The following is a 13,045-nucleotide window of genomic DNA, read 5'->3' as shown; positions in this document are numbered from 1 at the left end:
GCCGCGAACGCGGGTAACGCTGGCGCAGTTGCACTGGGCGCAGGCTCGACGACGACGACGGCAGTGGCGACCAGTGGCACGACGATTGGCGGCATCACCTACACGTTTGCGGGCAAGGCTCCGACGAGCACGGTGAGCGTGGGCGCAGTTGGTAGCGAACGCACGATCACGAACGTGGCGGCGGGACGCCTGAGCGCAACGAGCACGGACGCGGTCAATGGCAGCGAACTGTACGCGACCAATCAGCAGGTGACGCAGAACACCACTGACATCACCAACCTGACGAACAACATGAACAACGGGTCGGTCGGTCTGGTGCAGCAGGACGCGACAACGCGCAATATCACGGTCGCGAAGGACACTGACGGTACGCTGGTCGACTTCACGGGCAAGGCAGGCTCGCGTCAATTGACAGGTGTCGCAGCAGGCGCAGTGAACGCAACAAGCGTGGACGCGGTGAACGGTTCGCAACTGTATGCGCTGGCCAGTTCGACGGCTGATGCGATGGGTGGCGGTTCGACGGTGAATCCGGATGGTTCGATCACGGCGCCGACGTATGTGGTGGATGGCACGACCGTAAATAACGTGGGCGACGCCATCACCAACATCGACGGCCGCGTGACGCAGAACACCACGGATATCAGCAACATCAACAACACGCTGAACAACATCACGACCGGTGTCGGCATCACGTACTTCCACGCCAACTCGACGCTGGCAGATTCGCAAGCAACCGGTGCGGAGTCGGTGGCAATCGGCGGTAACGCACAGTCGCTGGCGGCGAACTCGGTTGCATTGGGTTCAAACTCGGTGGCTGACCGTGCAAACACCGTGTCGGTGGGTGCGGCTGGCGCAGAGCGTCAGATCACCAACGTGGCGGCCGGTACGGCGGACACGGATGCGGTGAACGTCGCGCAGTTGAAGGCGTCGGGCGTGATCAATCCGGATGGCACGACCAACGCCGCCGTAACGTATGACCACAATGCGGACGGTACGACCAACTACAACAGCGTCACGATCGGTAACGATGTTGCAGGCGGTACGACGATCCACAACGTGGCAGCAGGTACGGCCGGCGAAGATGCAGTGAACGTCAACCAGATGAACGCTGCCATCGCTTCCGTCACGAATATTGCCACCTCAGGCGGCAACCCGATGTTCGCTGCGGACGGCAGCCGTGACACGGAAGCAGCAACCGCCAGCGGAACGCACTCCACGGCAATGGGTGCGAACGCCAGCGCGACCGCGGCCAACTCCGTGGCACTGGGTGCGAACTCGGTGGCGGACCGTGCGAATACGGTGTCGGTGGGCTCGGCGGGCAACGAACGCCAGGTCACCAACGTCGCGGCCGGTACGGCAACGACCGACGCAGTCAACGTGGGTCAGTTGAATGACTCGATCAGCGCGGCAGTCGGCAATCTGCCGGCTGGCATGACGGCGAAGGACTATACCGATCAGCAGATCAACTCGGTGCAGAGCAGCGTCAACCAGGTCGCGAGGAATGCCTACTCAGGTATCGCCGCAGCCACGGCGCTGACGATGATCCCGGATGTCGATCAAGGCAAGACGATCGCGGTCGGTATCGGCGGAGGCACGTACAAGGGTGCGCAGGCTGTCGCGCTCGGCGTCTCGGCGCGCATTACCGAGAACCTGAAGATGAAGGCCGGCGCGGGTACGAGCTCGCAAGGCACGACGGTGGGCGTGGGTGCTTCGTACCAGTGGTAAGCGCCGTGACGGATGGGGCGTGAGTCCCGTCCGTCAGCCGGATCTGCCTTGACTTTAACCGCAAGCGCGCTCTTGTCCATGGAATACGTGGCAAGGGCGCCGCTTCAATGACCGAATTCGTGAAAATGAACGCAACTCTTTTTAAATATCTCCGCGCGCCGCTGCTCGGCGCATTTGTGACTTTCCTTGCTGCGTGTACCACGCAGTCGGGACCAACCTATACGCTTCACGCGGTTAGCGTGCCGAACCAGCAGGCACCGACTTACCGGGTGAGCTGCCTGGGACTCTTTGAAAGCTCGAACAGTTGTGTGCGTGTGGCTGAGGAAACCTGTCAGACTCAGCCTGTGAAGTGGCTGCAAGCGATTGACGGTGTGAGCGACACCACACCGAAGAAGGATCCGCGTGAAATGACCTTCATGTGCGGTAAGCCGGTTGTGCAACAACCTGTCCCGCAGGCGGTTCCGCAGCAGCAAGCAGAACAGCCGGCGCCGCAGCGTCAGTTGCTGCTGCAAGGCAACGCGAATTTCGCAACCGATAGCGCGGCGCTTAGCCCGATTGCAAAGGAAAACCTCGATCACTTTATGAGAGTGAACCAGGGCGTCAACCTACGTCGCGTGACGGTGATGGGTTATACCGACAAGACAGGTTCGGAAGCTCATAACCTGACGCTATCCCAGGCTCGTGCCGCCGCTGTCGTGCAATATCTGCGTGACGGCGGCCTCCACGCCGACCAGTTCGTCGCGCGAGGTCTGGGCAGCGCCGATCCGGTCGCGTCGAATGCGACCGCCGAAGGCCGCATGCAGAATCGCCGCGTCGATGTCCGCGTGTTCGCCGAGTAATTAGCAACACGCAATGTTTGACCAAGAAGGCCTGCCGTCGAGCAGGCCTTTTTTTAATTTCATGCGGCTCTTCAAGTCTCGCCGTCGCTCCTCAACCGGCCAATCGCCCTTTTCGCCGTAACCGTCCGACCTCGCTTTTAATTATCCACTAACGTGAGCAGCCGGATTCAGTCGACATGATCGGCAAAGTTGCATCCAGGCAGGTATGTAGCATTCTCATGCGCTCGACCACCCGCCAACGCCCTACCTTGTCACACTCGCACAGCTCGGCGGTTACGTCGCCCGTGCCAGTGATTCGCCGCAAGGAAATGCCGTTATATGGCGCGGCCTACGACGCCTGACAGACATTCAAACTTGGCTTTGAGCTCGGAGTCAAAAGTTGTGGGTAATTACTGTTGGGAGCAGTTACCGTGAGTAATTACAAGCATGGTCGGATGGTTATCTTTCATCTGTCGCAACCGCTCCGCCAACTCAGCCCACGCTTAAGCGAGACGCCGACTGCCAGAATGTCGCCGACCCCGATACAGCGTTGACCGGCTGCATCGACGCGAACGTACGGTCGCTGACGACCGCAGGCGGCATCTTCGGCCCGAGCTATCTGCTCGACGGCCACCTCGCGCTGAAATTCGCGCTAAACGGCACGGTCGCAAAGCCGAAGCTGTCCGGCACGCTGACAGGCGACGGGTTGTCAGCGACGCTAGTCGATCGGGGCGTGTAGTTGAAAGGCGGCGTGGTGCGGATCGGGGTGCGGGAGAATCTGGTCGATTCTCAGCAGGTGATCGTCAGTTGTCGCTGTCGGGCAGCGCGACCGTGGCGAATGCGGGCAGCCATGGCGGCCTCGAAATCAACGGCAGATTCAACGTTGATCACGCGCTGTTCGATTTGCCCGAACAGGCCGCGCCCGAACCCAGCGACAATGTCGTCGTGCGGCCGGACAGCACGGTGCGCGGCGAACGGCAGCCGGGCGTGACGAACACCAACAAATCGATTGGCCCGTACGCGCCGCGCACCAACGTCGATATCAATCTCGGCCGCGGTTTCCGTTTCCGCGGGCAGGGCGCCGACTATCCGCTGCGCGCAGTCGGCAACGTGCGCGTCACCGAAGGTTCGACACAAGCGGCGTTCGGCCGCAAGCTCGGCATCGGGAACGGCTTCTTTACATTCAACGGACCGGTCGCGAATCCAGGCATCAACATTCTTGCGGTGCGCCGCAATCACGAAGTCGAAGGGGGCGTACAGGTGACGGGCACCGATCAGCACAACAACCTCGGCCGGCAGAGCACGATGACGACCGCGCTGGCGTTGCTCGGCAGCGCGAGCGGCAAGCGCATCGCGCAGACTTTTGGGCTCGACGAGTTCTCGATGGGACACTGCGAAGTCGGCCTGACCGATCCACAGGTGGTGATGGTGTCGAAGGCGATCAACGAATGCCCCGTGATCGGCTACGAGCTGGGTTTGCAGTAGGCGAGCAGCGCGGTCAAGGCGACCGTCAACCTGACGCGCCACTGGCCAGCATCGGCATTCGGCGGCACGTTCCAGGGCATCTATCGCGCTGTACACCCGTCTTTTAGACCACATCAACCGTTAGCTTTAGTCATCGTCGTCATGTGAAAACTCCGCGATCGGCGCGGAGATCACATCTCAAGCCGGTCGCGGAGTTTTTGTGCGCGCTCTATTCTGCAATGCCGCTGCGCAGCATTCGCTGCGATGGCTTACGCCTTCTTGCGCTGCGTCACCAGCTTCAGGATCTGCTCGCCGAAGGCTTCGGGACGGCCTTCGAAAATACGTTTCACGGCGTGCGTGCCGATCAGCTGGCGGCGCAGCGCTTCGCGCTCTTCGTGCTCGTTGGCAAGACGCACGGCGGCCCCTACGTATTCGTCGACCGAATGAGCGGTCAGCCACGACGGCAGACCCGCGCGCGTGAAGAGACCGCTGTCGATATGCTCGAAGACTTCACGGCCGCACAGGTTGATGCCCGGCAGACCGACCGTGAACGAATCGACGATCCCATTCGTGTTGCCGAACGGGAATGGGCTCACGAACATGTCCATCATGTTGATGACTTCCAGATAGACCGGATAGTCCAATGAGCCGTACACATACGCGCACGATTCCGGCAGCGTCTGGTGCAGCATCCGTCGCAGATAGGCGAGTTCGATGCCGTCGCTCCACGACGTCATGAAGTGGAACGTCACCGGCATTGGCGACTTGCGCACGACCTCGCGGCACGCTTCGAGAAAGCGCGGATTGAGCTTCATCGCGCTCGCGGTCACCGCGATCCGCACGGTCTCGCGGCGCGGCGGCACCGATGGCGTGACACCTTCGATCAGCGCCGACGGCACGTACGGCTGGCCATCTTTCGGCAGACGCATCATTTTTTCGCTGAAGCAGGCCGGATCGCCGACGAAATCGTCTTCGACGCTCACGTAATCGATCATGCCGGAATGCATCGTCGCGGGATGGCCGAGGCCGGCGATCTGCAGCGGCGCGAAGCGCAGATTCGAGACGAAGACGGTGTGTGTGAACATGCCGACGCTCGGCATGTACAACACCTCCGGATGATGCTCGTCGGCGAAATCGAATAGCTGCTTCACGCAATCGCCGACAAATTCGGCGTGCTCGAATGGAATGAATCGGTCGAAGATCGCACGGCCTTTTTCATCGACGTATTCCGCCGCGCCGAACGCGACCACTTCGAAATGCTCGCGCGCGGCGAGCATCGTGCGCGAATGCGTGCGATAGATCGAATGGCCGCCAGTGAACCATTCCAGCACGACTATCATCAGCGTATTATTTCCTTTCTCGCGCTTGGGCCACTTCGAGAAATCGGGCTCTAGTTCCATCAGGCCAAGCGATTTCATCTTTCTGCGCACGAGGGCGTTGATGCCTCGCTTGACGTCGTGCCGCTTCGGCGATTCTGCGTAACTGCAATGCATGTACGACGCACAGACTGCAAGGCTCGGCAGGTCGTCGAGATCCTCGATCGCATCGAGAGCGTGCGGCAGCCATTCGATCATGCGTTCGCGTTTTTCGTGCGCGGCTGGCGAAACGACAACGGCCGCCGCTAGCAACGACATGCCGAGGCTGATCGCGAACACCGGATCGGACTCGGCAAGCGCGGCCAGATCGATATCGAAAGTCGACTCCGACGTGTATAGCAACAGTTGCTTGCTGATCAGATTTTGGGTGTCTACGAGCGTGGGTTCGGCCGGTGCGCGCTCGATCAGCGCGCGAACGATGTGATCGGTGTTGCGATAATGCGTTGCGCCGAACAGGTTCTTCAGCCACCAGCGCGCCTCGGCAATCTGCGTGAACTGATTGTCCGTGAGGTTGAAATCCGGATCGCTGAAGAGCGTGGTGATGGTGTCGCAGATGCGGGTGGCGACCGCCTCCGATGCCGCGTTGCGTGGGTCATCCGGTGCAGTGCGCGCGAACCGCTCGTCACCGAGCGTGCCGCGGTTGCTCGCCAGCGCGTTGAGCAACGCGACGAATTGTTCATGCGCCGCGGCGTAGTCGCGCGATTGAACAGCGGATTCGAAATGATCGATAGAAAATGCGGTGCGTTCGGTGGTCATAGAGGCGGTCGTGGCTGGCGCGCCTTCGTGCAACCGGACGCGCATGTTGAATGAATGACGGCCGGTGAGTCGGATTCTGAAACAATCCTCGCGCCCGCCACAAGCTCAAAAGACTCGCGGCGCTGCAGGAAATCGTTCATGGACGGATTTGACCGGTTGAAACAGATTGTCTTGAATTTAAGCCGGGCTGCATCTAGGACCATTCTTATTATGGTCGACAGAATCCGAGGGCGCCAGGGCAATTGCACGAAGCTGTCAAGTCCAGCAATAAGTTTGAGACGCACCAATGAAATGACAAGAAGGTGATTTGACAGCGGTTCTTTAGGCTTCCTTCGGAAAGCTTTTTACTTGGAGCACGCGCACCGGCGCCGCGTTGCCGGACCCCTCAGCGTGGCACCCAGCCGCCGTTTTCACTGTCAACACCCATCCAGATCAATCGCCCGCCCTGACAAACGCTTTACAATGCCAGTTGTTCTCCGAAGTGAGTCCCCATGCGTAAATTTCTTCTACGTGGCCTGCGCGCCGCGTTCACCGCCAGCACTGCGCTGGCCGCCACCACCGGCCTGCTCATTGTCCTGCTCACCGGCCTGTTTTCCCCCGCCGCCCACGCCAACAACGTGATCGTGCTCAATTCCGGCGAGGCCACGCTCAGCCTGATCGACGAAACCACGCACCAGGTGGTCGGCACCGTGCCGACCGGCAAGGAACCGCATCACCTGATGGCGACGCCGGACAACAGTTCGCTGATCGTTGCCAATTCGGTCTCCAACAACCTGATGCTCGTCGACCCGAAAACCGGCAAGGTGCAGCGCTGGGTCGAGAACATCGAAGATCCGTATCAGATCGGCTTCTCGCCTGACAAAAAGTGGGTGGTGACGACGGGCTTGCGGCTCGATCGTCTCGACATCTACCACTACGACGGTCACGATATGACGCTTGCGAAGCGTCTGCCGCTCGCGGTGATGCCGAGCCATATGGCCTTCTCGAACGACAGCAAAACCGTGTTCGTCACGCTGCAGGTGTCGGGCGAACTGGCCGCCGTCGATCTCGCCACCCAGCAGGTCAAGTGGAAGATGAAAGTGGGCAAGGTGCCTGCCGGCCTGTGGATGACCCCGGGCGACAAATATCTGCTGATCGGCATGACTGGCGCGGATTACGTCGCGGTGCTCGACTGGCGCAACCAGAAGATCGTCAAGACGATCCAGACCGGCAACGGCGCGCATAACTTCCGCTCGCTGGCTGATGGCAAGCACGTCGCGGTGTCCAATCGCGTCGCCAGCACCATCAGCATTATCGACGAAGACACGCTCACCAATGTCGGCGACATCACCGGCCTGATGCCCGGGCCCGATGACATGGAGTTATCGGCGGACAAGCGCTATCTGTGGGTCACGTTCCGCTTTGCGAAGCATGTCGGCATCATCGATCTGACCACCCGCAAGCTGATCCAGACCATTGCGGTCGGCCGCTCGCCGCACGGCATCTACTTTTACGACCGCGCGCCGGTGACGGCGCCTAACGGGGCATAGGCGGGGGCATAGGCGGGGGCATAAGCGGGGGCATAAGCGGCGCCCAATTGGGTCCATCAGCGCCTGCCTTTTCCCCTCCACCGTGTCGCCGGTGCTACCGGCGGCCCCTCCCGTGGTTTATCCTGTCCAGATTCCGCGAATGTTTCGCTGGATATTTCGCTGTTGTCCCTTGTCTCATCGTTTCGTTCACTCGCACTGGCTCGCATGAATGATCTGTTGCGCTCGTTCGGTCGCGCGCTGGCAAGCGCACTCCACCCGCGCATGCTCTGGCTGACCTTCGTTCCGTTTTTTGCGGCGACGGTCGTATGGGGCGTGATTCTGTGGTTTTCCTGGCAGACGCTGACGGGCGCCACGCGTGTGTGGCTCGAAGGCTGGTCGTTCACGACCACGCTTTACCGCATGTTCGACTGGGTCGGTTTTTCCGCCCTGCATGCGGCGCTCGCGCCTTTCATCGTATTGGCGATGGCGATCCCGCTGATCGTCGTGACGATTCTGCTGCTGATCGCCACGCTGTCGATGCCCGGCGTAATCCGCCATCTGTCGGCGCGGCAGTTCGCTAGCCTCGAAATGCGGCGCGGCGGAACGTGGTACGGTAGTCTCATGCATGCGGTATGGACTACGCTGGTCTGTCTCGTGTTGCTGATCGTCACCTTGCCGCTGTGGCTGATTCCGCCGTTCTTCGCGTTGATTCCGCCTCTGCTGTGGGGCTGGCTCACTTACCGCATCATGACCTACGACGCGCTGGCGTTGCATGCCAGCCGTGACGAACGGCGCGCGCTGGTGCGGCGCTACCGCCTGCCGTTGCTGCTGATCGGCGTGGCGAGCGGTCTGCTCGGTTCGCTGCCCACGCTGATATGGGCTTCGTCGGTCTGGCTGATTGTGCTGTTCCCGGTAATCACTGCGGTGACGATCTGGATCTATGCGTTCATCCTCGTGTTTTCGGCGCTATGGTTCGGTTATTACTGTCTGCGTGCGTTGCAGCGCATGCGCGCGGAAGAGCAGGGCGCGCGTCACCCAGCGCCAGTGGTTCCCTATTGAATCTATTTGAGAGGCCGCAATGGCATTTGGCGTCATCATCATCGGCGACGAAATCCTGTCGGGCAGGCGGGTCGACAAGCACCTGCCGAAGGTCATCGAACTGCTGACCGCGCGAGGTCTGTCGCTCGGCTGGGCAGAGTACATCGGCGACGAGCCTGAACGCATCACGGCCACGCTGCGTCGCAGCTTCGCTTCTGGCGATATTGTGTTCTCGACGGGCGGCATCGGCGCAACGCCCGACGATCACACGCGTCAGTGTGCTGCCGCCGCGCTCGGCGTGCCGCTCGCGCTGCATCCGGAGGCGGCGGAATTGATCCGCGAGCGGATTCGCGAAACCCATCCGGCCAATTCGCCGAACCCCGTGGATCTCGATTCGCCGGAAAACCGTCACCGCCTCAACATGGGCACGTATCCGCAGGGCGCGTCGATCATTCCGAACGGTTACAACAAGATTCCGGGCTTTTCGGTGGGCGACCATCACTTCGTGCCGGGCTTTCCGGTGATGGCCTGGCCGATGATCGAGTGGGTGCTGGATACAAAGTACGCGCATCTGCATCACGCCATGCCGCACGCGGAGAAGTCCTTGCTGGTGTTCGAGCTGCCGGAATCGACGCTCACGCCGCTGATGGAAAAGATCGAACACGATTTCCCGAGCGTGCGGGTGTTCAGCCTGCCGAGCGTCGGCGACGCCGAGCGCGGCGGCATCTATGCGCGGCGCCATATCGATCTCGGCGTGAAGGGCGAGCCCGAGGCTGTGGCCGCGGCGTTCGTGAAGCTGCGCGAGGGCGTGCATCTGCTGGGCGGGGATATCGTCGAGCTGGAAGCGGCGGCAGCAGTTGCCGCCGCGGGTAAGCCGCGCAGCTAAGGGGAGGTCCTGTCCGGACTGCTGTGCTGCACAACCTCCGCATGAGCAGATCCAGGGCGCGGCGCACAGTCCGAGGCGCACAGTCAACGGCGGCACAGTCCACGGCGCACGGCGCTCACCGCGCGCACGCTGCTTCACCGCGATTACATCATGCGCGCCGTGCGGACCGTATCCCCATCCACCCAATGCACGTTGCGACAGAAGCCATATCCGCCTGCCCATTAACGCCACGGTAATAGCCGCTGCTTAATACGGATTCCCGTCAATTCAATTTATTCGCCGCATCGCATCATTTTCCGGAATTCGTTAAACAGAATGCATCCCGCATAATCTGGCTCCGCCTGCCAATCCGGCGTATCCAATTGATCCGATTATTGAGTGTTTCGTAAGCCTTTTAGTTTGTTTAGTAAATTCCAATAAACATAAATCGACTATGGATAATCAGTTGACGCCATTCGAATCCCTCGTATAGCATCGCTTTCAGCCATCGACTCCATTGTCAAGTGGATCATTTGGATGACTAAACAAATGCAGAAAAATACTCAACAATACTCAGGAGACAGCCATGATAGATTTACGCCGTCTAACGGCCGCTTTGATCATCATTGGTTCTTTGACGGGTTGTGGAGGAGATAGCCCGGGCAGTCAGTCTGCTGGCGTCGCGGCGGACCAGCTTCATGGGACGGCCCAGAGTGACGCAAGCGCCAGTTCCAACAATTCAAGCCCGACAGCTGTAAACGACGCCGCGCAAACGCCCGTCGCCGATCACAGCACCATGCGTTTGACCCAGTACGTCAATCCGCTCATCGGCACATTGGCCAGCAACTCGCCGAATCCGGTGCCCGCAGGCCAGGCCGGCAGCGTGGTGCCCGCAGCCGGCTTGCCGAACGGGATGGTGCAATGGGCCCCCGATACGAACACCACCTCCGCTCCGTCGAACAGCGCAGAGCCCGGTTCTCCGGCCGGTTACTACTACGACATCGGTTCGATCCAGAGCTTCAGCCTCACGCATATGAGTGGCGCAGGGTGCTCCGGCAACGACGGCGAATTCCCCGTCATGCCCACGCTGGATGCCACCAAGCCCCTCGCGCAGACCTTCAGCCATACCAACGAGAAGTCGGTAGCGGGCGCTTATTCTGTACTGCTCGACAACCAGATCAAGGTCGAGTTGACGGCGACCCTGCGCACGGGCTTCGGCCGCTTCACGTATCCGGATCAGCAGCCGTCCACGCTCGTGCTCAATACGACCTACACGAATACGGAAACGAGCGTGGCCGGCTCGGTCACGCAGGTGGACGCCAAAACGATTTCAGGCAGTACCACTGGCGGCCATTTTTGCGGCAATGCAACGAATGTCCCGGTGTACTTTTATGCGGAGTTTAGTCGGCCGTTTGCGACGACGTCTTCCTTTACCAATGGCGTCGCCACGATGAATTTCGGTAAAGGCGGGACTGTCCTGATGAAAATCGGTATTTCATACGTCAGCGTCGCCAATGCCAGGAACAATCTCGAGAAGGAAAATCCGTTCTGGGATTTTGATGGTGTGAAAGAGGTGGCCGATGCGATATGGAATCAGCGTCTTAATACCGTTCAGGTGAGTAGCCGGGACGCCACCGCACTGACCAAGTTTTATACGGCGTTCTACCATGCATCATGGGCGCCGAGCGTATTCAGCGATATCAATGGCCAATACATCGGCTTTGACCAGAAAGTCCACACGGTCAGCGCAGGCCATGCTGCGCAGTACACCGCCTTTTCGGGGTGGGACATCTATCGCTCGCTGATTCCGCTCAAAGCCACGCTGTTTCCTCAGGAGACCAGCGACATGGCGCAGTCGCTCGTCAACGATGCCGACCAGTGCGGCGCGATCCCGCACTGGGTTAACGACAACGTCGAAGACGGCGTGATGCCGGGCGATGCCGGCTCGATAATCGTTGCGGGCGCGTACGCATTCGGCGCGCGCTCGTTCGATACCTCGGGCGCCTTGAGCCATATGATCCAGATGGCGAACATCCCCGGCACCGCGTGCAACGGCGTGACGACCAATGGCGGCCGCGCCAGTTATCTGCAGTTCGGCTATATCACGAGCGGCGAATGGGGGCAGGCATCGTCCACGCTGGAATACGGCAGCAGCGACTTCGCCATTTCGCAGTTCGCCGGCGAACTGGGCAATACCAACGTCCAGAAAATGCTGCGCAGCCGTTCGGCTTACTGGCAAAACGTGCTCAACACATCATTGACACCGCCGTTGAACTCCGGGCGCAATTCGGACGGCAGCTGGATTCCGGAGACGCCGAGCAGCACGGACAACTACGTGGAAGGCAACGCCGAGCAGTACACGTGGATGGTGCCGTTCAACCCGACCGGACTCTTTGCCGAACTGGGCGGGAATACGACGGTGGTGTCGCGGCTGAACACGTTCTTCACGGTGTTGAACGCGGGGACGAGCCTGCCCAATTTCTATATGGGCAACGAACCGACCTTCGAGGTGCCCTGGTTGTATAACTGGGCGGGTTCGCCGTCGGGCACACAGAATGTCGTCCAGCAGATCATGGCGAGCGCCTTCAGCACCGCGCCGAACGGTTTGCCCGGCAATGACGACCTGGGCGCTGTGTCGGGATGGTATGTATGGGGCGCACTGGGTCTCTATCCGGAGATTCCGGGTGTCGGCGGCTTTGCGATCGGCAGCCCGCAGTTTTCGTCGATTACCGTTCACCTCGGCAACGGCAAGACGCTGCGTATCAATGCACCCGGCGCACCCGCCGCGAATTACGTGCAACGCCTGACCGTCAATGGCGCTGCCCACAACAGTTCGTGGCTCGACGTCGACGCGCTGGCCAACGGAGCGACGCTGAACTTCACGATGGGCTCGTCGCCGTCGCAGTGGGGCACCGACCCTGCAGACGCGCCCCCGTCATACGGCGTGCCGGTCGCGCGCAACGTGGCGGATGCGTTCAACAACCATGGCATCAGCACGGACGGCGGCACCGATACCGACGGTCTCGGCGCGGACTTCGACGGCTCGCTCTACAGCTACTCGTCGCAGGCGCTGACGACGGCTGGCGCGGCGCCGGGCAAACCGTTCGTCTTCGATGGCGCGAGCTTCATCCTGTCTGGTGGGCCGTTGGATAACGCCGTGGCGGTTGGCCAGACCATCGCGATGCCGCCTGGCACGCGAGGCCGTACGCTGGTTCTGCTGGGTTCGGCCAACAACGGCCCCGGATCCGGCTCCGCGCTCGTGACGTATGTCGACGGCACAACCACCCCGTTCACGCTCGCTTTCGACGACTGGACCCTCAATGGAGGCGGCGCCGCACCGGTGGACCCGGTCGCGTTGACAACGACGTACCGCAATGCCGGCGACGGCACCAACAACGCCGTCAAGACCTATCTGTTCGCGCAGACGGTGGCGCTGACACCGGGCAAGCAGGTGGCGAGCGTTACCTTGCCGAGACAGGTCAGCGAGGGCAAGTT

At 60.8% G+C, this 13,045-nt stretch carries 7 protein-coding genes and 1 pseudogene; 7 read left to right on the top strand and 1 reads right to left on the bottom strand.

Features of this window, described 5'->3' with window-relative positions; all coding sequences use genetic code 11:
• The 3 genes and pseudogenes from M0954_RS14365 to M0954_RS14355 form a co-directional block, all read left to right on the top strand.
• The coding region (locus M0954_RS14365; protein ID WP_297353885.1) for a YadA family autotransporter adhesin at nucleotides 1-1,725 on the top strand (1,725 nt) is incomplete at its 5' end.
• A 125-nt stretch (nucleotides 1,726-1,850) separates the two neighbouring features.
• Nucleotides 1,851-2,564, top strand: a complete 714-nt coding sequence (locus tag M0954_RS14360; RefSeq protein WP_297353882.1) for an OmpA family protein — start codon at nucleotides 1,851-1,853, stop codon at nucleotides 2,562-2,564.
• Between the two features lie 514 nt (nucleotides 2,565-3,078).
• Nucleotides 3,079-4,152, top strand: a pseudogene (locus M0954_RS14355) (translocation/assembly module TamB domain-containing protein); the annotation flags it as partial.
• 124 nt (nucleotides 4,153-4,276) lie between these two features.
• On the opposite strand, the gene M0954_RS14350 reads toward M0954_RS14355, so the two are convergent.
• Nucleotides 4,277-6,139, bottom strand: a complete 1,863-nt coding sequence (locus M0954_RS14350; RefSeq protein ID WP_297353881.1) for an adhesin — start codon at nucleotides 6,137-6,139, stop codon at nucleotides 4,277-4,279.
• Nucleotides 6,140-6,630: 491 nt separating this feature from the next.
• Here M0954_RS14350 and M0954_RS14345 point away from each other — a divergent pair, with 491 nt between their 5' ends.
• The 4 genes from M0954_RS14345 to M0954_RS14330 form a co-directional block, all read left to right on the top strand.
• Nucleotides 6,631-7,668 carry a beta-propeller fold lactonase family protein gene (locus M0954_RS14345; RefSeq protein WP_297353879.1) on the top strand — a complete coding sequence of 346 codons (1,038 nt, stop codon included), beginning with the start codon at nucleotides 6,631-6,633 and terminating at the stop codon, nucleotides 7,666-7,668.
• Nucleotides 7,669-7,872: 204 nt separating this feature from the next.
• Nucleotides 7,873-8,706 carry an EI24 domain-containing protein gene (locus M0954_RS14340; RefSeq protein ID WP_297353877.1) on the top strand — a complete coding sequence of 278 codons (834 nt, stop codon included), beginning with the start codon at nucleotides 7,873-7,875 and terminating at the stop codon, nucleotides 8,704-8,706.
• Nucleotides 8,707-8,725: 19 nt separating this feature from the next.
• Nucleotides 8,726-9,571 (top strand): molybdopterin-binding protein, encoded by an 846-nt coding sequence (locus M0954_RS14335; protein ID WP_133891930.1) that lies wholly within the window; start codon nucleotides 8,726-8,728, stop codon nucleotides 9,569-9,571.
• Nucleotides 9,572-10,136: 565 nt separating this feature from the next.
• A partial coding sequence (locus M0954_RS14330; RefSeq protein ID WP_297353875.1) for a GH92 family glycosyl hydrolase occupies nucleotides 10,137-13,045 on the top strand: 2,909 nt, incomplete at its 3' end.

Origin of the sequence: Paraburkholderia sp. (assembly GCF_026225065.1) — a bacterium.
Taxonomy (GTDB): Bacteria; Pseudomonadota; Gammaproteobacteria; order Burkholderiales; family Burkholderiaceae; genus Paraburkholderia.
Note: the sequence above shows the minus strand (reverse complement) of the source record. Positions and strands in the feature narration are given on the sequence as shown.

Coding starts and splice junctions, on each gene's coding strand:
- M0954_RS14360 (WP_297353882.1), top strand. CDS start 1,851: ATGAACGCAACTCTTTTTAAATATCTCCGCGCGCCGCTGCTCGGCGCA.
- M0954_RS14350 (WP_297353881.1), bottom strand. CDS start 6,139: ATGACCACCGAACGCACCGCATTTTCTATCGATCATTTCGAATCCGCT.
- M0954_RS14345 (WP_297353879.1), top strand. CDS start 6,631: ATGCGTAAATTTCTTCTACGTGGCCTGCGCGCCGCGTTCACCGCCAGC.
- M0954_RS14340 (WP_297353877.1), top strand. CDS start 7,873: ATGAATGATCTGTTGCGCTCGTTCGGTCGCGCGCTGGCAAGCGCACTC.
- M0954_RS14335 (WP_133891930.1), top strand. CDS start 8,726: ATGGCATTTGGCGTCATCATCATCGGCGACGAAATCCTGTCGGGCAGG.